25 protein-coding genes are annotated in these 21,256 nt (G+C 50.1%); 11 read left to right on the top strand and 14 right to left on the bottom strand.

Annotated features, from left to right (window positions below):
• Positions 1-137: 137 nt before the first annotated feature.
• Entirely contained in the window at positions 138-758 is a 621-nt protein-coding gene (gene fklB, locus D9738_RS03100; protein WP_064525832.1) for an FKBP-type peptidyl-prolyl cis-trans isomerase, read from the bottom strand.
• Between the two features lie 217 nt (positions 759-975).
• Here fklB and ytfB point away from each other — a divergent pair, with 217 nt between their 5' ends.
• Positions 976-1,611 (top strand): cell division protein YtfB, encoded by a 636-nt coding sequence (gene ytfB / locus D9738_RS03095; protein ID WP_130259529.1) that lies wholly within the window; start codon positions 976-978, stop codon positions 1,609-1,611.
• On the opposite strand, the gene D9738_RS03090 is transcribed toward ytfB, so the two are convergent.
• Complete coding sequence (locus tag D9738_RS03090; protein ID WP_130206029.1) at positions 1,595-2,242, bottom strand: TetR/AcrR family transcriptional regulator; 648 nt, start codon at positions 2,240-2,242, stop codon at positions 1,595-1,597. The two genes, ytfB and D9738_RS03090, sit on opposite strands and share 17 nt — an antisense overlap.
• A 211-nt stretch (positions 2,243-2,453) precedes the next feature.
• Here D9738_RS03090 and D9738_RS03085 point away from each other — a divergent pair, with 211 nt between their 5' ends.
• From D9738_RS03085 to D9738_RS03050, 8 genes are read left to right on the top strand one after another with little or no spacing between them, the layout of a single operon-like run.
• The gene (locus D9738_RS03085; protein WP_130216695.1) at positions 2,454-3,245 is read left to right on the top strand and encodes a 3-ketoacyl-ACP reductase; all 792 of its coding nucleotides are present in this window, start codon (positions 2,454-2,456) and stop codon (positions 3,243-3,245) included.
• A gap of 9 nt (positions 3,246-3,254) precedes the next feature.
• A complete protein-coding gene (locus tag D9738_RS03080; RefSeq protein WP_130206027.1) occupies positions 3,255-4,097 on the top strand; it encodes a sugar phosphate isomerase/epimerase family protein in 843 nt (280 codons plus the stop codon).
• Between the two features lie 9 nt (positions 4,098-4,106).
• A complete protein-coding gene (locus tag D9738_RS03075; RefSeq protein ID WP_130259528.1) occupies positions 4,107-4,883 on the top strand; it encodes an enoyl-CoA hydratase/isomerase family protein in 777 nt (258 codons plus the stop codon).
• Positions 4,884-4,892: 9 nt separating this feature from the next.
• Complete coding sequence (locus D9738_RS03070) at positions 4,893-6,434, top strand: CoA-transferase (RefSeq protein WP_130259527.1); 1,542 nt, start codon at positions 4,893-4,895, stop codon at positions 6,432-6,434.
• Entirely contained in the window at positions 6,431-8,512 is a 2,082-nt protein-coding gene (locus D9738_RS03065; protein WP_130259526.1) for an FAD-binding protein, read from the top strand. The genes D9738_RS03070 and D9738_RS03065 overlap by 4 nt, the downstream gene beginning before the upstream one ends.
• A gap of 20 nt (positions 8,513-8,532) precedes the next feature.
• Entirely contained in the window at positions 8,533-9,009 is a 477-nt protein-coding gene (locus tag D9738_RS03060) for a TRAP transporter small permease (RefSeq protein ID WP_130259525.1), read from the top strand.
• A 42-nt stretch (positions 9,010-9,051) separates the two neighbouring features.
• Positions 9,052-10,353, top strand: a complete 1,302-nt coding sequence (locus D9738_RS03055; RefSeq protein ID WP_130206017.1) for a TRAP transporter large permease — start codon at positions 9,052-9,054, stop codon at positions 10,351-10,353.
• Between the two features lie 52 nt (positions 10,354-10,405).
• Positions 10,406-11,377, top strand: a complete 972-nt coding sequence (locus D9738_RS03050; RefSeq protein ID WP_130259524.1) for a TRAP transporter substrate-binding protein — start codon at positions 10,406-10,408, stop codon at positions 11,375-11,377.
• Between the two features lie 56 nt (positions 11,378-11,433).
• Here D9738_RS03050 and D9738_RS03045 read toward each other — a convergent pair whose 3' ends face one another.
• The 6 genes from D9738_RS03045 to rpsF all read right to left on the bottom strand — a co-directional run bounded on the left by D9738_RS03045 (position 11,434) and on the right by rpsF (position 14,629).
• Entirely contained in the window at positions 11,434-12,285 is an 852-nt protein-coding gene (locus tag D9738_RS03045) for a hypothetical protein (protein WP_130259523.1), read from the bottom strand.
• Positions 12,286-12,287: 2 nt separating this feature from the next.
• A complete protein-coding gene (locus tag D9738_RS03040) occupies positions 12,288-12,779 on the bottom strand; it encodes a helix-turn-helix transcriptional regulator (RefSeq protein ID WP_130259522.1) in 492 nt (163 codons plus the stop codon).
• A 410-nt stretch (positions 12,780-13,189) separates the two neighbouring features.
• Entirely contained in the window at positions 13,190-13,639 is a 450-nt protein-coding gene (gene rplI / locus D9738_RS03030; RefSeq protein WP_001196062.1) for a 50S ribosomal protein L9, read from the bottom strand.
• A gap of 41 nt (positions 13,640-13,680) precedes the next feature.
• Complete coding sequence (gene rpsR, locus D9738_RS03025) at positions 13,681-13,908, bottom strand: 30S ribosomal protein S18 (RefSeq protein WP_000135199.1); 228 nt, start codon at positions 13,906-13,908, stop codon at positions 13,681-13,683.
• Between the two features lie 4 nt (positions 13,909-13,912).
• On the bottom strand, positions 13,913-14,227 hold the full coding sequence (gene priB, locus D9738_RS03020) for a primosomal replication protein N (protein WP_001296681.1): 315 nt from the start codon (positions 14,225-14,227) through the stop codon (positions 13,913-13,915).
• 6 nt (positions 14,228-14,233) lie between these two features.
• Entirely contained in the window at positions 14,234-14,629 is a 396-nt protein-coding gene (gene rpsF, locus D9738_RS03015) for a 30S ribosomal protein S6 (protein ID WP_001216676.1), read from the bottom strand.
• A gap of 326 nt (positions 14,630-14,955) precedes the next feature.
• Here rpsF and yjfY point away from each other — a divergent pair, with 326 nt between their 5' ends.
• Positions 14,956-15,231: a DUF1471 family protein YjfY gene (yjfY, locus tag D9738_RS03010; RefSeq protein WP_000492914.1), complete on the top strand. Its 276-nt coding sequence runs from the start codon at positions 14,956-14,958 to the stop codon at positions 15,229-15,231.
• 129 nt (positions 15,232-15,360) lie between these two features.
• On the opposite strand, the gene ulaF is transcribed toward yjfY, so the two are convergent.
• Genes ulaF through ulaA form a run of 6 tightly spaced genes read right to left on the bottom strand, consistent with a single transcriptional unit; the run spans position 15,361 to position 19,767 of the window.
• The gene (gene ulaF, locus D9738_RS03005; RefSeq protein WP_130259521.1) at positions 15,361-16,047 is read right to left on the bottom strand and encodes an L-ribulose-5-phosphate 4-epimerase UlaF; all 687 of its coding nucleotides are present in this window, start codon (positions 16,045-16,047) and stop codon (positions 15,361-15,363) included.
• On the bottom strand, positions 16,047-16,901 hold the full coding sequence (ulaE, locus tag D9738_RS03000) for an L-ribulose-5-phosphate 3-epimerase UlaE (RefSeq protein ID WP_044697638.1): 855 nt from the start codon (positions 16,899-16,901) through the stop codon (positions 16,047-16,049). Before ulaE ends, ulaF begins: the two co-directional genes overlap by 1 nt.
• A 9-nt stretch (positions 16,902-16,910) precedes the next feature.
• Entirely contained in the window at positions 16,911-17,561 is a 651-nt protein-coding gene (ulaD, locus tag D9738_RS02995; RefSeq protein WP_023216462.1) for a 3-keto-L-gulonate-6-phosphate decarboxylase UlaD, read from the bottom strand.
• Between the two features lie 13 nt (positions 17,562-17,574).
• Positions 17,575-18,039 carry a PTS ascorbate transporter subunit IIA gene (ulaC, locus tag D9738_RS02990; protein WP_000776505.1) on the bottom strand — a complete coding sequence of 155 codons (465 nt, stop codon included), beginning with the start codon at positions 18,037-18,039 and terminating at the stop codon, positions 17,575-17,577.
• Between the two features lie 9 nt (positions 18,040-18,048).
• Positions 18,049-18,354, bottom strand: coding sequence for a PTS ascorbate transporter subunit IIB (gene ulaB, locus D9738_RS02985; protein WP_000218362.1), 306 nt, complete (start codon positions 18,352-18,354; stop codon positions 18,049-18,051).
• A 15-nt stretch (positions 18,355-18,369) separates the two neighbouring features.
• On the bottom strand, positions 18,370-19,767 hold the full coding sequence (gene ulaA / locus D9738_RS02980; protein WP_001355100.1) for a PTS ascorbate transporter subunit IIC: 1,398 nt from the start codon (positions 19,765-19,767) through the stop codon (positions 18,370-18,372).
• A 353-nt stretch (positions 19,768-20,120) separates the two neighbouring features.
• Here ulaA and ulaG point away from each other — a divergent pair, with 353 nt between their 5' ends.
• Positions 20,121-21,185, top strand: a complete 1,065-nt coding sequence (gene ulaG / locus D9738_RS02975; protein ID WP_001295191.1) for an L-ascorbate 6-phosphate lactonase — start codon at positions 20,121-20,123, stop codon at positions 21,183-21,185.
• Positions 21,186-21,256: the final 71 nt, after the last annotated feature.

Here is a 21,256-nt window from a genome sequence, read left to right as displayed (position 1 = left end):
GGTGATAACGCGAAACAGCTCACAAAAATACACGCTTACGGAGTGTTTGCAACACAAAATATCGCCTATTGGCAAACTGAAGGGTTTATTGCTAAATGCCTGCTCCCCTCTGGCTCGAGGGGAACAGAATACGCTGTTTAGAGGATTTCCAGCAGCTCGACTTCAAACACCAGGGTGCTGAACGGAGGGATGGACGCGCCAGCGCCGCGCTCGCCATAGGCCAGTTCCTGCGGGATAGTCAGTTCCCACTTAGAACCTACTGGCATCAGAGTCAGTGCTTCAATCCAGCCAGGGATCACGCCGTTCACCGGAAATTCAGCCGGTTCGCCACGGGCAACAGAGCTGTCAAATACAGTGCCGTCGATCAATTTACCGGTGTAATGAACGCGGACGCGGTCGGTACGGGCAGGAATTGCGCCTTCGCCCTGGTTGATCACGCGGAATTGCAGGCCGGATTCAGTGCTGTTCACGCCTTCTTTTTTAGCGTTTTCTTCAAGATATTTCACACCTTCAGCAGCCATCGACTGGAAACGCTGACGACGAACAGCATCGGCACGTTCATGGATTTCACGCAGCGCGCGGTGCACCACATCAACCGGAACAGCCGGATGTTTGCCTTCCAGCGCGTCGGCAATACCTGCAACCAGCGCTTCTGGCAGCAGCCCTTCCAGACCAGATTCACTCAGTTGTTGCCCTACCTGCAAACCAATGCCGTAGCTTGCTTGCGCTTCGATGGTGTCAAAAGTTGGGGTGGTCATCGTATTTCCTTCCTCAGGGTATAAAGTAACGGGCAGCATATCAGCCACACTTCCTTGGGTAAAACTTTGTCGCGAGAGTGATGACAAATCCCGGGGAAAAAGAAACAATAGCAATATCCCGTATGAATATAATAGAGGCGGGTTTACCACGGACATCATAGCGTTAGCTTATTCATAGGCTATGATTGAGGAACAAGACGCGGAGCAGGAGGAAACCATGCCCGGGCGCTTTGAACTAAAACCAACCCTGGAGAAGGTCTGGCACGCGCCAGACAACTTTCGCTTCATGGATCCGCTACCACCGATGCATCGTCGGGGGATTATTATTGCCGCCATTATTTTGGTGGTCGGTTTTCTGCTTCCGTCTGAGGATGCGCCCGACTCCCCCGTCGTGACGCGTGAAGCGCAGCTGGATATTCAGTCGCAATCTCAGCCGCCGACAGAAGAACAACTTCGGGCGCAGCTAGTTACGCCGCAAAACGATCCGGATCAAGTTGCCCCGGTCGCTCCAGAACCAATACAGGAAGGTCAACCGGAAGAGCAGCAAACTACGCAAGCGCAACCTTTCCAGCCAGATAGCGGTATTGACAATCAATGGCGCTCTTATCGTGTTGAAGCCGGTAAAACGATGGCACAACTGTTCCGCGACCACGGTCTGCCTCCTACCGATGTATACGCAATGGCACAGGTAGAAGGCGCAGGTAAACCATTAAGTAATTTGCAAAACGGGCAGATAGTGAAAATCCGCCAGAACGCCAGCGGCGTGGTGACGGGCTTAACCATTGATACGGGGAATAATCAACAAGTCTTGTTTACCCGCCAGCCGGATGGCAGTTTTATTCGCGCTCGATAGCTGAAGGGTCAATCAGAAGCCAGCTAAGGACAGTTTCTTTGATGACCTTACGTCTGGCTTCCAGCGCCTGCGGTGAAACCATACTGATGTGATAAACCAGGCCAAGTGTATGCTGGTTTATCAAATAATATCCCCCGAGTGCAGCAATATTAATATTCACCTGCAGCGGGTCGATATCTGGCTTAAAAATATTACGTTTCTTCCCTTCAGCCAATAATGACTCCATTAACTGCAAGTGCGCGTGGTTAATATCCTGGAGGCGCTGTGATTTCGCATAATGCACACCTTTACTTTGGTTTTCGCTATGCACGATCTTTAGAAACCAGGGATTAGATATATAATAATCCCAGGTGAAATCGATAATTTCCTCTATGGCTTTTTGTGGCGGAAGGCCAGAAACATCAAGGGATCTTTCTTTTTGCCGAATATCATTCCAGGTATATTCCAGAACTTCAATAAATAAATTTTCTTTGTTCCCGAAGTGGTGATAAACCGTCTGTTTACTGCACCCTGCGGCCTTCACAATATTATCGACTCTGGCCCCTTCGTAGCCATATTCGGCAAATTCATTGACTGCGCATAACAACAATTTTTCCTTCAGGTTTTGCGCGTGACTGGTATCAAGATACATTCCGCTTCCCCACGTCTTCTTCGTGATGGCTATCATAACCGTATTTGATCTCAGCGACAGCAAAAAGGCAAAACATTGTCTTTCATCGAGTTATCAAATGTCCTGTGATCATTATCGCAGATCAACCAACCAGATGGTTGATCTTTTTACTAACTAGTTGCAAGCTAACCATCACTTAAGGAAACAATATTCAAAAAAAGAGGATTAACCTATGAAATCCACTCGTCCTGTTGCTGTCATCACTGGCGCTGCACGTGGTATTGGAAAGGGTTGTGCGCTGGAACTTGCTCGTGGCGGGTTTAACCTGCTGATTAACGATCGCCCTGATGCCGACAGCGTAGAAAAACTGCATATCACACAACAAGAATGTATGGCAGAAGGCGTGGAAGTCATTTGCTTCCCTGCCGATGTCGGCGATCTCTCCCTACATGAAGAGATGCTCGATGCGGCGCAAAACCAGTGGGGGCGTCTGGACTGTCTGCTCAACAACGCAGGGATTTCAGTGAAAAAGCGCGGTGACCTCCTCGATCTCGAACCAGACAGTTTCGACCAAAACATTGCCATCAATACCCGCGCACCGTTCTTCCTCGCTCAGGCATTCAGTAAACGTCTGCTCGCACAGCCGAAGCCGGAAGCGGAGCTGCCGCACCGTTCGATTATTTTTGTCAGTTCCATAAACGCCATCATGCTGGCGATGAATCGCGGCGAATACACCATTGCCAAAACCGCCGTTTCTGCCGCTGCTCGTCTGTTTGCCGCTCGCCTTTGTAACGAACAAATTGGCGTCTATGAAGTGCGCCCTGGCCTAATAAAAACCGATATGACCATTCCGGCAACCGCCTATTACGACGAATTGATTGCCAAAGGTCTGGTGCCGTGGGGACGTTGGGGTTATCCGGCTGATATCGCCTCCACTGTCCGCGCGATGGCGGAAGGCAAACTGATTTACACCTGTGGTCAGGCGGTCGCCATCGACGGCGGCTTAAGTATGCCGCGCTTCTGAGGCTGAATCATGAGAGATCTGTTACAACGCCCTGATTTATTCAGCATTAATACCGCGACGCTGGGTTATAAAACGCCGCTGCCCGCCATTATTGACGCTTGCGCCGCGCGCGGTATTGGCGCAATAGCCCCCTGGCGCAGAGAATTGCAGGGCGAAGATCTCCAGCAGATCGCCCGCCAACTCGCCGCCAGTAACATGAGCGTCTCCGGTTTGTGCCGTAGCACTTACTACACCGCACCGACGCTGGCGGAACGCAAACTAGCGATTGATGATAACCGCCGGGCGCTGGACGACGCCGCCGTGCTTAACGCCGCCTGTTATATGCAGGTGGTTGGTGGACTGCCAACGGGTACAAAAGATCTGTATGAGGCGCGGGAACAGGTGAAACAAGGGATTCGCCAGTTACTACCGCATTCGAAAGAGGTCGGCGTGCCGATTGCGCTGGAACCGCTGCACCCGATGACCGCAGCCGATCGTTCCTGTTTGTGCACGTTACGCCAGGCGCTGGACTGGTGTGATGAACTCGATCCCGATGGCGAATTTGGCCTCGGCGTCGCGGTAGATGTCTACCACGTTTGGTGGGATCCGGAGCTCGCCAGCCAAATCCTGCGTGCCGGAAAACGCATTCTCGCGTTTCATGTTTCCGACTGGTTAGTACCAACCACCGATCTGGTCAATGATCGGGGAATGCCGGGAGATGGCGTCATCAATATTCCGTCAATCCGTCGGCTGGTTGAAAACGCCGGATTTAATGGCGCTATTGAACTGGAAATATTCTCGCCGTACTGGTGGCAGAAAGATATTAACAGCACGCTGGATATTAGCGTCGATCGCATCGCGCATTATTGTTAAGGAATGAACATGAGTGACCAACCCGTTCTGTTCAGCAGAGCGGCGGCTACCTGCCGCCTGACATTGAACCGTGAAGATAAATGTCATGCTATTAATGAAGAAATGATCGAATCTCTCGATCATTATTTAAATGAAATTGAAAACGACACCACATTACGATTAGTCGAATTAACTGCTACCGGCGATAAATTCTTTTGTGCAGGCGGCGATATTAAATCGTGGTCAGCCTATTCGCCATTAGATATGGGCAGAAAATGGATTAAACGCGGTAATGAGGTTTTTAATCGCCTGCGCAATTTACCCCAATTAACCGTTGCGAATCTCAACGGTCATACCATCGGCGGTGGGATTGAACTTGCTTTGTGCTGTGATATTCGTATCGCTCGCCCCCACGCGAAATTCTCTAATCCTGAAGTGATCCTCGGCATGGTGCCAGGCTGGATGGGCATTGAGCGCGTGCTTAATCAGGTTGGCCCGGTGGTTGGTCGCCAGATGCTGATGCTGGGTAAACGTCTGACGGCACATGAAGCCCAGGCGGCGAATTTAATTGATGAAGTGGTGGAAAAAGAACAGGTAGAAAGCTGGATGGCGAATCAGTTAGCGCAGCTGGAAAAATGTGGTCCGGTGGCACTGGCGCATATTAAGCAACTGATTCTGGCGCTGGAAAATAAACACGCCGATTACTCGCACCAGTTACTGGCAGGGTTAATGTCCGCCACTCAGGATTGCCAGCAGGCGACGCGCGCGTTTGCCGAAAAAAGTAGCGTGAGCTTCCACAATCAATAAGGAAATTGTATGCGTAAGATAACAACCGCCGAGGCACTGGCGGCGCAAATTCAGGACGGCGCAACCATTGCCATTAGCGGTAACGGCGGCGGCATGGTGGAAGCTGACCATATTCTGGCAGCCATTGAAGCTCGTTTCCTGCAAACCGGACACCCGCGCGATCTGACATTAATCCACTCGCTGGGTATTGGCGATCGCGACAGCAAAGGTACCAATCGCTTCGCTCATGCCGAAATGCTCAAACGCATAATTGCCGGACACTTTACCTGGTCACCCAAAATGCAGGAACTGGTGAAAAACAATGCCATTGAAGCCTACTGCTTCCCGGGCGGCGTAATTCAGGCTCTGCTGCGGGAGATCGGCGCCGGACGTCCGGGACTTTTTACCCACGTAGGGTTGGGATCGTTTGTTGATCCGCGTAATGGCGGCGGGAAGTCAAACGCTTGCACCACCGATGATCTGGTAGAACTGATTGAAATTGATGGTGAAACCAAACTCCGCTACCGCCCTTTCAAAGTGGACTATGCCATTTTGCGCGGCACTTATGCCGATCCGCGTGGCAACGTCAGCCTCGAAGAAGAAGCGATTGATATGGATAGCTATTCGATGGCGCTGGCAGCACACAACAGCGGCGGCAAAGTGTTCGTACAGGTGCGCGATGTACTGGAAGCAGGCGCGCTTGAACCACGTAGAGTCAAGCTTCCGGGGATTCTGGTCGATGGCATCGTTGAACACCGCGAACAACCGCAAACCTATCTTGGTGGTTACGACCTGACAATTAGTGGTCAACATCGCCGTCTGAGTTCTAACGACGCTATTGAACTGGTTAGTCATCCGGTACGTCGTCTGATTGCCCGTCGGGCAGCACGTGAACTGGTAGCTGGTGCTTCAACCAACTTTGGCTTTGGTATTCCGGGCGGTATTCCTGGCGTTGCGCTGCGTGAAGGCGTGCCTTATCAAAGTTTGTGGCTAAGTGTTGAGCAAGGCGTACATAACGGCATGATGCTGGATGACGCGTTTTTTGGCTGCGCCCGTAACGCCGACGCCATTATCCCTTCGCTGGATCAATTCGAATTCTACAGCGGCGGCGGTATCGATATCACTTTCCTCGGCATGGGCGAGATGGATCAGCACGGCAACGTCAACGTTTCGCATCTCAACGGCAATCTGATCGGCCCCGGCGGCTTCCTCGAAATTGCACAAAACGCCCGAAAAGTGGTGTTCTGCGGCACGTTTGACGCCAAAGGCAGCAAAATCGATGTAACGCCAGATGGCCTGCATATAGCTCAGTCAGGTCAGATCCCCAAACTGGTTACTCAGGTGGAAAAAATTACCTTTAGCGCCGCCTACGCACAGCAAAGTGATCAAGAAGTGTTGTATATCACTGAACGCGCGGTATTCCAGTTAACGGCAGAAGGCGTTGAATTAATTGAGATCGCGCCGGGTGTGGAGATTGAGCGCGACATTCTGCCGTTTATGGCCTTCCGCCCGATTATCAGGCAACCACGTCTGATGGAAAGCAGCCTGTTTACGCCAATGGAGGATGCATGAGCCAGCTTGATGACGCCATCCTCGATTCGCTGACGCACGTCACTTTTCCAAAGGGGTTTGTGTCAGCAGAACCAACGTCAATTGTCACCGTTGAGGATATTGATTACCCGATCTGGCAAGTTGATGCGCTGGTCGTTGGTAGCGGCGCAGCAGGATTACGTGCGGCGGTTGAGCTGAAACGTCGCCTGCAAAATGTACTGATCGCGACCGCCGGGTTATACATGGGAACGTCAGCGTGTTCCGGTTCTGATAAACAAACACTGTTTACCGCCGCTACTGCGGGCAACGGAGACAATTTTGCCAAACTGGCCGAGGCACTGGTGAGCGGTGGCGCAATGGATCACGACACCGCTTATGTCGAGGCGGTCGGTTCTCTGCATACCCTCGGCGGTCTGCAATATCTTGGTCTGGAATTACCGGAAGATCGCTATGGCGCAATTCTCCGTTATCAAACCGACCATGACGAAGCCGGACGCGCAACCTCCTGTGGACCGCGGACATCTCGCCTGATGGTAAAAGTATTGCTGGAGGAAGTGCAGCGCCTCGCCATCCCAATGTTGACCAGTGCAACGGTGATTAAGCTCCTGCATCAGTGCGGAGAGAATGGCGAAGATCGCGTTGCGGGGGCTATTCTCGCAACCGGTTCCCGCGCTCATAACCCCTGGGGGCTGGCCATTGTGACTACGCCCAATGTGGTACTGGCAACGGGCGGACCGGGCGAGCTTTATCGCGACAGTGTTTATCCACATAAATGCTTCGGCTCGCTGGGACTGGCCCTGGAAGAAGGTCTGACGCTAACCAATCTGACAGAAAGCCAGTTTGGTATAGGCACGCCACGCAGCACGTTTCCGTGGAATTTATCCGGCACCTATGTGCAGGTGATCCCGTATATCTATTCTGTGGATGCTGAGGGCAACGAGTATAACTTCCTTGCAGATTACTATCGCACCACCCAGGAACTGGCTTCAAACATCTTCCGTAAAGGTTATCAGTGGCCGTTTCACGCCACGCGGGTAATGGATTTTGGCTCCAGCTTGTTAGATATGGCGGTGGCGCAAGAGCAGCAATCAGGTCGCCAGGTATTTATGGATTTCAATCGCAATCCTGAAGCGGTGCCTGGTGATTTGCCGTTCTCATTGGATCGATTGGACGACGACGTTCGCGCATATCTTGAAAACAACGGCGCCCTGGCGCAATCGCCCATCGAACGCCTGCAACGAATGAATCCGCTGTCTATCTCGCTGTACAAGATGCACGGCTACGATCTCACCGCGCAGCCTCTGCAGTTCGCCATGAACAATCAACATATGAATGGCGGTATAGAAGTGGATATCTGGGGGCAAACCTCCCTGCCTGGTTGCTTCGCGGTGGGAGAAGTTGCCGGAACTCACGGCGTTACCCGGCCTGGCGGCGCGGCACTGAATGCTGGACAGGTTTTTGCAGTGCGCCTGGCGCGTTTTATTGGTTGCACGCAGAAGCAGTCTGTTGATGGGGATATTGCACAACTGACCGCTCCGGCCCTGGCGTCCATAAGAGAGATCATTACTCAGGCGCACGATAACGGGACCGGGATGCCATTGTCATTGGTTAAGGAAAAAATTCAGGCACGAATGTCTGATCATGCGGGGTTTATTTGCCATGCCGATAAAGTCCGACGTGCCACTCGTGATGCCCTGCTATTGAACGAATTTGTCCAACAGCATGGATTGGCTATCAAACATGTGGGCGAAGTTGCCGAGCTGTTTATGTGGCGGCATATGGCGCTGACCTCTGCTGCCGTATTGACACAGTTGACGCATTATATTGATGCCGATGGTGGTAGCCGTGGGGCTCGTATTATTCTCGACGGAGATGGAAATTCGATTCCGCAAACACGAAATGGTTTTTGTGATGCTTGGCGCTTTCGTTCAGAGCGTACTGAGGATAAAAAAGATAAGCTACTTATTCATTATTGCAATGGTATCTTTCACGTCAGAAAAGCACCTGTTCGTGAGTTTCCCATTATCCGCGGCATTTGGTTTGAAAAAAACTGGCCTGGTTTTCTTAATGGGACAATTTACCAGCCACAGGATGAATGATATTGCAAAGGTTAATCACTATGCGAAATATAATTAGATCTATTAATGCTCTGCTTGCAACATTGAATATTACCATTTTGGCGATCATTGTGGCATGTGTGACATGGCAGGTGGTAGCACGATTTATATTTAAAAGCCCCAGTATATTTACGGATGAGCTCAGTCGTTTGCTTTTTATTTGTCTTGGCCTTTTTGGTGGTGCCTATACCGCGGGGCAGAACCGGCACCTGGCGATTGACCTGCTTCCTATGATGCTGAAAGGAAAAGCACGGCGTCATTTATTTTTGTGTATTCAGACTATCGTTATTATCTTCGCCACCATCATTATGGTATATGGTGGTGGGCTATTAACTATGGACACATTCGATTCAGGTCAAACCTCACCCGCTTTAGGTTGGCAGATGGGATATATCTATATGAGCATCCCGATTAGTGGTGTACTTATTATTATATACACCATAGATATGGTTTTAACAGAACTTAAACAACCACGCTAAAGATAATAAACAACAACCAACCATAGTAGGAATGGAGAAATTATGGATTACTGGTTACCGATTATTGTGTTATTTGGTGCCTTCTTTTTTATGTTGGCATTAGGTGTACCTATTGTTTATGCCATTGGTTTATCGACACTGGCATCAATTTCCACACAACTCGATTTCAACTCAGCATTGAGTGTGGTTTCCCAAAAGTTAGCCTCCGGGTTAGATAGTTTTACGTTGTTGGCAATCCCATTTTTTATCTTGTCTGGCAACATTATGAATCATGGAGGAATAGCACGAAGGCTAATTAACTTTGCGCGAATTCTTGGCGGTCGTCTGCCAGGCTCACTTGCTCACTGTAATATTCTTGCCAATATGCTGTTCGGGGCAATTTCTGGTTCAGCCGTTGCTTCGGCGGCGGCGATGGGCGGTGTCATGCATCCGCAACAGGTTAAAGAAGGCTACGACCCGGCATTCAGCACTGCGGTTAACGTTGCTTCTGCTCCTACTGGTTTACTTATTCCACCAAGCAATACGTTGATCGTCTATTCACTGGTCAGCGGCGGTACGTCTATTGCTGCACTGTTCCTGGCAGGGTATGTTCCGGGAATTTTACTGGGCCTGGCGCTGATGGTCGTCGCCGGTATTATCGCGGTACGTCGCGGATACCCCAAACCAGAACGCCCAACTTTACGCCAGGCTGGAGTGGCTATATGGATGGCGATCCCCAGTATTTTCCTGATTGTGTTAATTATGGGCGGTGTACTAAGCGGTGTTTTTACCCCGACAGAGGCTTCGGCAATTGCGGTAATTTATACCCTTTTCCTTGCGCTGGTTCTTTATCGTGAAATCTCAGTTAAAGATTTGCCTAAAATATTTCTGGAATCCGTCATTACCACCGCAATTGTTTTGTTATTGATCGGTTCTTCAATGGGCATGTCATGGGCTATGTCCAACGCTGACGTCCCCTTCCTGATCCTCGATTTGCTCAATACCATTTCTGATAATCCAATAGTAATCCTGCTTATTATCAATATTATCTTGTTGATCATTGGCACATTTATGGATATGACGCCAGCGGTACTGATTTTTACGCCGATATTTTTACCGGTTGTCACCGAACTGGGCATGGACCCGATTCACTTTGGTATTGTCATGGTACTGAACATGTGTATCGGTATTTGTACTCCGCCTGTAGGCAGTGTGTTATTTGTCGGTTGTAGTGTATCTAAATTACCGATTAATAAAATTATCAAACCTATGCTGCCATTCTATGCCGTGATGGTATTGGTGCTGGCAATGGTGACTTATATTCCGCAAATCAGTATGGCATTGCCAAGAGCACTGGGCTACTGATATGCATTCACTGGCGGCACCTGCCGCCATATTTATTAGAAAAGGAACATCTATGAAAATAAAAGTATCCGCTGGCATTATCGGTGCTGTTCTTATGTTATCCGCAAGCCAGTCCTGGGCAGTGACATTAAAACTGAGTCATAATCAGGATAAGTCTCATCCTGTTCATAAAGCGATGGAGTTCTTTGCGAAAAAGAGCAAAGAGTACTCTAACGGTGATATTACTATTCGTATTTATCCAAATGGAACATTGGGTACTCAACGAGAAACAATGGAGCTGATTCGTTCTGGCGCTATTCCGCTGGTAAAAACCAATGCGGCAGAAATGGAAGCATTTGAAAATTCTTATAAATTATTTAGCCTGCCTTATTTGTTCCGCGATCGTGATCATTATTATCAGGTGATGCAGGGCGATATCGGGAGAAAAATCCTCGACTCAACGAAAAGCAAAGGTTATTTCGGGCTGACTTTTTATGATGGAGGCGCCCGCAGCTTCTACGGCAATAAACCGGTACTGAAACCAGACGATCTGAAAGGCATGAAAGTCCGTGTCCAGCCAAGTCCTAGCGCAGTTGAAATGATCAAAGTCATGGGCGGTAACCCGACGCCACTGGATTACGGCGAGCTGTATACAGCCTTACAGCAGGGCGTCGTCGATATGGCGGAAAACAGTGTGATGGCGCTGACCACCATGCGTCACGGTGAAGTGGCAAAATCTTTCAGCCTTGACGAACACACTATGGTTCCCGATGTGGTTCTGATGAGCAATGCTGCGTTTGATAAACTTAGCCCGGAAAATCAGGCTGCTATATTAAAAGCATCTAAAGAATCAATGAGCTACATGAAAGACTTGTGGAGCGAAGAAGAGAAACAAGAATTTGCGAAACTGGATAAAATGGGCGTGAAAGTCTACCAGGTTGATAAAGCTCCGTTTATCGAGAAAGTACAGCCAATGTACGCAAACTTCGCTAAGGATAACCCTGCCCTTGCCCCAATGCTGGCCGACATTCAGGCGACGAAGTAATTATCTTAATAGGGCTGCTTATTGCGGCCCTCATCGAATATATCGAAATAACTATTCTAAATTGACGCCCTGAACGCCTCTGCCATTAACTCTTGTTCACGACCAGGTAATCTAAGACGCTCGGCAATGGTTCGCCACTGACTGACAATTCCTCTAAAATTAGCAATAATGTCATCTGCTTCTGTCAAACCAAGTCGAAAATACTCCGCAACTTCTCGAGCTAATTCCAAATCAAGTGCATTAACGACCATTTCCCATCCACCAACATCATACTCATCTTTTACACTGGGAAATTTAGCGATGTAGAGATGTCCTGCTTCATCAACAACACTGGCTTTCGGACGTGCCCCTCCTAATGATCCCCCCGGAGCGATTAGCATTCTTAACCATTTTTGCCCCATGAGTTCTTTATTATCAGGATCTTCTTCAATTGCCCGGCTAGCTCTTTCCAGACTCGCTATTTCGGTAAATGGTGGGGCTGCAACATCAATGCGGTTATCAAGAAACTCTCCAGTGTCTTCAAGTTTATATCGAAGAGCCCCAACCCGATAAAGATCATGTACACCTAATAAATAATCAGACTCATAAAGGTGGGAGTCTTTATCAAATAATCCGTCTCGGATATCCCTCTCAATACGCCGCTTCATTAGCATGCGTCCCCAACGATCCGGGCAGGAATCACTAAATGCACCAAATTTATCCTTAGGAGGAATTGGGTACTGTGCTCCCTCATACAACATTATTTCAGGATCTAACTGAATAAAATTAAGTGCAGGATCTGCAAGCGCCTTTTTATCGTACTCAAACTCAAATATCTCACGCGCCCGGGTGCGACGACTGTGCAAATAACCAATACGCGCAGGACCATCCAGGCCTTCCCAATCCGCATACACTCCGATTAATGCCATAATTAATTTCCTTTTATCGGTTTTTTTATCGGTTGTAATAGTGCAGCAAGAGAGGTGGACGTTTCCCCTGGATTAGTTGGCGTTGAGTCTTTTGCCAGCGCTGTTAAATCCGTGGTGAGATGACCTTCTTTCTCGCGTTTCGTCTGAAATGAGGCTGTCTGAATCCCTTCGCCATTCTTACCGGATGAACGAGCAAGCCCTCTTTTTTTAATCAAACGGGAATCCTGGAGCTGACGCCCTAAGTCGTCTTCAGCTGCAAGCTTATTTAAATCCGTTTCCAGACCCAAAACCTGCATCACAGACAAATATGCCCCTATCGTGACCCCTGCACTTCCTGACTCCAGAGAACGCAATGTTATTGGCGACATCCCGGCACGTTCAGCAACTTGCTTTGCGGTAAGCCTGCGTCGTAAACGAGCAAGTTTCAGCCGCTCACCAAATTCACTAAGCATCTGATTCGTATAAGGGAGTAACGGTGCTGTTTTTTTACCCATAGTGATAATATTTTATCTTTTTACGACCATAATAACCATAATATTAGCATTTTTTTGGTTAAACGATCTTTTACTTTGCACATCAAGCAATCAGCCCCATAGAAGCGATAATATTTTATCTTTTTATCTAAAAAAACAATAAAATAACAGCGCATTTGCACCTAACTTATTGTTTTTATTATCTTACAAGGGAGACGCTGTATTGATGCTTTTGTCATGTTTTCCGCGTAAAAAAACATGACACGAGCTACCAGCGGCGAGGCTGGGGGCCAGGTATGGGTCCTGAGAATTTTTTATAAAAGGAATAGTAAGAGAACTTTATGAAGGGAACAGCTGTTTCTGAGGTTTTTATCACTAAAAGCAAAACGCCGACACAAGGTCGGCGTTTTTACGTCTCGTTGAATAACGAATTATTCAGCTACTACGTTTACGATCACTTTCGCGAATACTTCGCTGTGAACCTGGAAGCTCACTTCGTGTTCGCCAGTGGTACGCAGAACGCCGTTCGGCAGACGAACTTCGCTCTTAGCCACTTCAACGCCAGCTGCAGTTACAGCGTCAGCGATGTCGCGAGTACCGATGGAACCGAACAGTTTACCTTCGTCGCCAGCTTTAGACGCGATGGTAACAGTTTCCAGTGCATTGATTTTCTCAGCGCGAGCATTAGCTGCTGCCAGAACTTCAGCCAGTTTAGCTTCCAGTTCAGCGCGACGTGCTTCGAAGAATTCAATGTTTTTCTTGGTAGCTGGAACAGCTTTACCCTGCGGTACCAGGAAGTTACGAGCATAGCCCGCTTTAACGTTTACCTGATCACCCAGGCTACCCAGGTTTGCTACTTTATCAAGCAGAATAACTTGCATTACCTTATCCTCTCAAAGTCGTATTAATGGACCGTGACCGATTACTGATGGCGATCAGTGTACGGCAGCAGGGACAGGTAGCGAGCGCGTTTGATAGCGCGAGCCAGCTGACGCTGGTATTTTGCACGGGTACCGGTGATACGGCTTGGGACAATCTTACCGCTTTCGGTGATGTAGTTTTTCAGCGTAGCGATATCTTTATAGTCGATCTCTTGAACGCCTTCCGCGGTGAAACGGCAGAACTTGCGACGACGGAAATAACGTGCCATATGGCTAGTCTCCAGAATCTATCAATTCAATCTGCTCAGCATGCAAAACCATTTTGCTCAGACCGTTCTTTGCCTTGTGGCATGAAATGAACCCCTGAACGGTTATGCGACTGCCGACCGTTATACTGTGAGTAATGGCTTGGTTTTCGTGTCCGCTAACAATAACGGGCATTTGGCACCACGCCTGCCGGTGAAAACCGGCTTCCTCCTGCACAGAACGATGCTCAAGCACGAACTGGCAGTGAGGAATTCCTGATGGACTGACCTTGCGAAGGGGAGTCCTGCACACGGTGCCGGACAACACCAGACGGTTGGTCATCAGAAATTACTCTTCAGAATCCCCAGCTTCAGCATCATCTGCGGTTTCGTTTGCGAAATCATCGCGACGCTCACGGCGCTCGTCTTTCGCTTTAACCATCGGAGATGCTTCGGTAACAGCGTGCTTGGTACGCATAACCATGCTGCGGATAACGGCATCGTTGAAGCGGAAGGTAGTTTCCAGCTCATCGATCACTTCCTGCGGAGCTTCAACGTTCATCAGAACGTAGTGTGCTTTGTGCAGTTTGTTGATCGGGTAAGCCAGCTGACGGCGGCCCCAGTCTTCCAGACGGTGGATCTTGCCTTCTGCACCAGTGATGGCAGCAGTGTAGCGCTCGATCATGCCCGGAACCTGTTCGCTCTGGTCAGGATGGACCATAAAAACGATTTCGTAATGACGCATCGAATTGCTCCTTACGGATTATTCAGCCTCCTGTCTGGGTCAGCCGAATCCCGGGGAGGCAAGGAACGTGTTAAAGGTCGGCTGAAAAATGACGCGTTATAGTACTTGTATGCCCCGCTAAACTCAAGGCCAGCCAACAAATAAATCTCATCTTTCGCCAAATCGTACTAACCCGCTGATTTGAAGTTCATCACATCCCATCAGGGCGTTTTTTTGAACAACTGCATCAGAAATGGTCACCATCAACTTCTTTATCATTGATTAAAATTAAATCAGAAGATCATCACAGAGGAGCGCGCACAAAGTCAGCCGTTGAGGAGGTATCTATGTTCAGCCGTGTTTTAGCCCTTCTGGCTGTGCTTTTGCTAAGTGCAAATACATGGGCAGCCATTGAAATTAATAACCACCAGGCCAGAAATATGGACGACGTGCAGAGCTTAGGCGTGATTTATATCAACCATAACTTCGCCACTGAAAGTGAAGCTCGCCAGGCACTGAATGAAGAGACAGATGCGCAAGGCGCAACGTACTACCACGTGATTCTGATGCGGGAACCGGGGAGTAACGGCAATATGCACGCCAGCGCGGATATTTATCGCTAGCACCAGGTATAACCAACGAAACATTGCCATAGTTTGCTTTGCCCCCTTCTCCGGGGGCATTTTTTTGAAAAACGGCTGCGGAATCAGACCAGTTATCTCCCGAAGAAGGAAATTTCCGCAGCACGTATTTTACTTCTGCCCGTAATAGGCGTTGGGACCGTGCTTACGCATGAAGTGTTTATTCATCAGGAAGCTGTCGATGTGATTCAGTTGTGGGTTAATACTGCGGGCAATCCACGCCATTTTCGCCACTTCTTCCATCACCACCGCGTTATGCACCGCATCGTGGGCATCTTTCCCCCAGGCAAACGGTCCGTGCTGATACACCACAATTCCCGGCGTATGCAGTGGCTCGGCGTCACCCAGCGTTTCGATAATCACTTTGCCAGTGTTCTGTTCGTACTCGCCCTGCACCTCTTCTTCGCTTAACCCGCGCGTACACGGGATATCGCCCAAAAAGTAGTCAGCGTGCGTGGTGCCTAACGCCGGGATCGCCAGCCCTGCCTGCGCCCATGCGGTGGCATGAGTGGAGTGGGTATGGACAATGCCGCCGAGCGACGGATAACGGCGGTAGAGTTCGAGATGCGTCGCGGTGTCGGAAGACGGGCGATACTTCCCGTCCACCACCTGGCCGCTCATATCGACCACCACCATATCGTCCGCTTTCATGGTTTCGTAGGCGACACCGCTGGGCTTGATCACCACCAGCCCGCGTTCGCGGTCAATGGCGCTGACGTTGCCCCAAGTAAAGGTCACCAGCCCGTAACGCGGCAGATCCATGTTGGCTTCAAACACCTGCTGTTTCAGCTTTTGCATTATGCCGCCTCCACCATGCCCGCTTTGACCATGCGCGCTTTTACCCAGTCACGCGCTTTCGCCACTTCTGCCGCCGGGTCTTCCGCCGTTTCGCTCCACATCTCAATCAGGTACGGCCCGCAATAGCCACTCTGTTTGAGCGTTTCAAAGCAACGTTCGAAATCCACTACGCCTTCGCCAAACGGCACGTTTTTGAAGACACCCGGTTTGGTGTCTTTCACATGCACCGCGACGATATGCCCGATTCCGGCCTGCAATTCCATCTGCACATCGTTGTCCCACGCCGACAGGTTGCCGATATCCGGGTAGAGCTGGAACCACGGATTGTTGAGATAGTGCGCGTAGCCCAGCGCCTTGCTGATAGAGTTCATCAATGGGTAATCCATGATCTCCATTGCCAGCGTGACCTGCGCACGGCTCGCCATCTCGACGCTCTCTTTCAGGCCGTCACGGAAACGACGACGCGTTTCGTTATTGGCCTCCTGATAGTAAACGTCATAGCCCGCCAACTGGATCACGCGAATGCCGACGTCCTGGGCGAACTGGATAGCTTTACGCATAATCTCCAGCCCCTGCGCCCGCACCGCATCATCTTCGCTACCCAGCGGGAAACGACGATGGGCGGAAAGGCACATGGACGGCACACGCACGCCGGTTTCAACAATCGCGTTCACCAGCGCCAGACGCTGTTCGCGGCTCCAGTCGAGGCGCGACAAGCGCTCGTCAGTTTCATCTACCGACATCTCGACAAAATCGAAGCCCAGCGTTTTTGCCAGTTGCAGCCGTTCCAGCCAGCACTCCCCGGCGGGGAGCGCTTTTTCATAGATGCCAAGCGGGATTTGTTTGGACAACATATCCGCTCCTTAGCCCCACAGCTGGGCGATGGAACGTTTGAACTGACGCGCAGCTTCAACCGGAGAAGCGGCATCACGGATGCTGCGACCTGCGATAAACACATGAATCGGAATGCCTTTGAACAACGGCAGATCTTCCAGCGCCAGACCACCGGTGACGGTTACTTTGAAGCCCATATCGGAAAGACGTTTGATCGCGGTAATGTCCGCTTCGCCCCATGCCACGCCTGCGGCCTGCGCGTCACGGCTGCGGTGATAAACCACCTGCTGAATGCCTGCGTCACGCCACTGCTGCGCCTGTTCCCAGGTCCAATAACCGGTCAGTTCGATCTGCACGTCGCCGTTAAACTCTTTTGCTACGTCCAGCGCACCTTTGGCGGTGTTGATATCCGCACAGCAAATTACGGTCACCCAGTCAGCGTTGGCTTCGAAGCACATACGAGAAAGGATTTTGCCCGCATCGGCAATTTTGGCATCTGCCAGCACGATTTTGTGCGGGTAGAGCGCTTTCAGGTCACGAACCGCACGCACGCCTTCGCCCACGCATAGAATGGTGCCCACTTCGATAATGTCGACTTCTTCGGCAATCAAGCGAGTGGTTTCGTAGGCGCTATCCATAGTCTGGTTGTCCAGCGCGACTTGCAACATCGGTAATGACATGTTCAATTCCTTCTTAAGCTGCCGCGTTGGTGCGGTCAATGAGATCCAGTACTTCCTGCTCGGTACGGCAGGCACGTAAACGGTCGAAATTCTCTTCATCTTCAAACAGGTTGACGATCTGCATGATGCCCACTTCCTGGTGAGTGTTGGCATCAACCGCCGCCATAGTGATGAGGATATCCACCGGGTCGTTATCTTCGTGGTTGAACTCCAGCGGCTTTTTCAGCGTCACCAGCGCAAAACCGGTTTTCTTAACGCCCTCTTCCGGGCGACCGTGCGGCATTGCCAGGCCTGGTGCGAGCACAAAGTACGGGCCGTGCTGTTCAACCGCATCCAGAATCGCCTGGTAGTAACGCGGCTCGACAACATCCGCCGCCACCAGCAGGTCAACGCCGATTTTCACTGCGTCCTGCCATGTCTCAGCTTCAGCCTGCAGACGGATAGATTTATTCTCCGCCAGCGAATCACGTAATTTCATGGCGCGTCCTTACTTCACATCCTGCGGGAAATGCTCTTTGATCACTTCCAGCAGTTTCGGGCCAAAATCAGCAGGAGAGAGCATGTTGCGTACGCCAACCACGTATTTGTTGCCGGTCACGGTGATTTCGCCCGCAATGTGCGTAGAAGCGATGATGATATCCGCGCCGCTCAACTCGCTTTTGTATTCGCCAACCGCGCAGCTATTTACCGTGTGGTCAATGTTTGATTGGGTTAAAAACTGGTCCACTTTCATCTTCATGATCATGGAACTGCCTTGTCCGTTGCCACACACAGCCAGAATACGTACGGTCATAATCAAAACTCCTTATTAAGCAGACTGTTCTGCCAGTTGTTTTTCTGCATCTTCTTCTGCGCGCAGTGCGCGGCCTGCGAAGAACATATAAGCCAGTGCAATTACAATGATGACGGCCATAAAGGCGATACCGATGGAGAAGAAGCCCTGCATCATCGGCGGTGCCAGAATTGACCAGTCCGCCATACCCATCCAGGCACTCATACCGGTGAGTTTCACCGCCCAGACGCAACCAAAGATTTCAATCATCCCCATCACCAGACAAATTTTCAGCGCCGCACGCCAGCCGCCGAAGTGGTTAGCAAACACGCCGATGGTGGCGTTGGAGAAGAACATCGGGATAAAGCCAGGAATAATCAGAATGGAGGAACCGCAGGCGACCAGGATGCCAACCGCAATCAGCTGACCGATGGTGCCCCACATAAAGCCCCAGACCACGGCGTTCGGCGCGAAGCTATAGATAGCCGCACAGTCAATCGCCAGAACCGCACCTGGGATCAGACGCTGGGAGATACCGTTAAATGCTTCAGAGAGTTCCGCCACAAACATGCGCACGCCCTGAGTGATGATGAAGATCGCCACCGCAAAGGAGAAACCGGTTTGCAGGATGTAGACCGTCCAGTGCACTTTGCCTGCCATCGCCTGCACGGTATCGATACCGAAGGAGAGCAGAATGGCGCCAAAGAAGATGGTCATGACAATCGCCGTGGAGACGATGTTGTCGTGGAAAATATTCAGCCAGCCAGGCAGTTTGAGGTCTTCAACGCTCTCCTCTTTTTTGCCCAGGAACGGCGCGACTTTATAAGCAATCCATGATGCAAACTGCTGCTGGTGACCGATGGAGAAACCGCAGCCGTCGGTGACTTCCTGAGTCGGCTTGTACATCATGTTGGAGGTGATACCCCAGTAGAGCGAAACCAGAATCGCGGTGCAGATAATGGTCGTCCACATGGAATAACCGAAAATAAACAGCGTAACGGCAATCAGCCCCGCCTGCTGGAACATGATGTGACCAGTCAGCATGATGGTGCGAATACCGGTAATACGACGCAGCAGCACGTAACAGATGTTCAGCGCCAGAGCCAGCAACACCGCGTAACCCACCCAGCTATAGGCATCGCCCATGCGCTCGATAGTGGCCATCATCGAAGCGTAAGTATCTGAAATCGCACCGTTGATACCGTATACTTCCGACATTTTCGCCACCACCGGTTTGAAGGTGCTGGTCAGGATGCCGGACCCTGCCTGCAACAACATGAAACCAATAATGGTTTTAATCGTCCCTTTAATAATAACGCTGACACTTTTGCGCAGTAGGATGTAGCCCAGACAGGTCACAATACCCAGCAACAACGGGGCATTGGTCATGACCTGGTTAAAAAACACGGTAAAGATGTTGTAGAGGATCTCCATAACGATCTCCTGAAGAAGAGGTAACCGGGTATTCCGCACACCCGGAATGTTGTGCATTCACTCTAATTTTCAAAAGTAATCACAACAAGATTATTTATGATTAAATGTGACGCGGCACGCAAATAATTCCACATGGATAGAGTGGGATTCATGCAGCGAAACAATTACTCATTTAAATTCATTTATTTAAATGGATTACACATTCCGTTAAATCTTTCCACACTCAAAATCCACAACAACTCCCCTGGCAAAAAGTCAAAAAATGGTCATTGCCTTCCTGAAAAAATAGTGTCAGGATTAATCAAAACCAATCACATATTGATTAAAACTGAACATCATGAAGGTAAATGGCGATGAGTAAAGTGAAAAGTATCACCCGTGAATCCTGGATCCTGAGCACTTTCCCGGAGTGGGGTAGCTGGCTGAATGAAGAAATTGAACAAGAGCAGGTAGCTCCTGGTACATTCGCGATGTGGTGGCTCGGTTGTACTGGGATCTGGCTGAAATCGGAAGGTGGCACCAACGTTTGTGTTGATTTCTGGTGCGGTACTGGCAAACAAAGTCACGGTAACCCGCTGATGAAACAGGGTCACCAGATGCAGCGCATGGCTGGCGTGAAAAAACTGCAGCCAAACCTGCGTACTACCCCGTTTGTTCTTGATCCGTTTGCGATTCGCCAGATCGACGCGGTACTGGCAACTCACGATCACAACGATCATATCGACGTCAACGTCGCTGCTGCCGTGATGCAGAACTGTGCTGATGACGTACCGTTTATCGGACCGAAAACCTGCGTGGATTTATGGATTGGCTGGGGAGTACCAAAAGAGCGCTGCATCGTGGTCAAACCAGGCGATGTGGTAAAAGTGAAAGACATTGAAATTCATGCCCTTGACGCGTTCGACCGTACTGCACTGATCACCCTACCAGCGGATCAAAAAGCGGCTGGCGTGCTGCCAGACGGCATGGACGATCGCGCAGTAAACTATCTGTTCAAAACACCGGGCGGTTCCCTGTATCACAGCGGCGATTCCCACTACTCTAACTACTATGCAAAACATGGCAACGAGCATCAGATCGACGTGGCGTTAGGATCGTACGGTGAGAACCCACGCGGTATTACCGACAAAATGACCAGCGCCGATATGCTGCGTATGGGCGAAGCGTTGAATGCGAAAGTTGTTATCCCGTTCCACCATGATATCTGGTCAAACTTCCAGGCCGATCCGCAGGAAATCCGCGTACTGTGGGAGATGAAAAAAGATCGTCTGAAGTATGGCTTTAAGCCATTTATCTGGCAGGTCGGTGGCAAGTTTACCTGGCCGTTGGATAAAGATAACTTCGAGTATCACTATCCGCGCGGTTTTGACGATTGCTTCACCATTGAACCGGATCTGCCGTTCAAATCGTTCCTGTAATCTGTCGTTGATACCGGGTAGCGTGGATCTGTTCGCGCTATCCGGCGTAGTATTTCCTGGCTATTTCAAAT

Source organism: Escherichia sp. E10V5, assembly GCF_004212315.1.
Classification (GTDB): Bacteria; Pseudomonadota; Gammaproteobacteria; order Enterobacterales; family Enterobacteriaceae; genus Escherichia.
The sequence above is the reverse complement of the archived record's forward strand: the minus strand, read 5'-3'. Positions and strand labels throughout refer to the sequence as shown.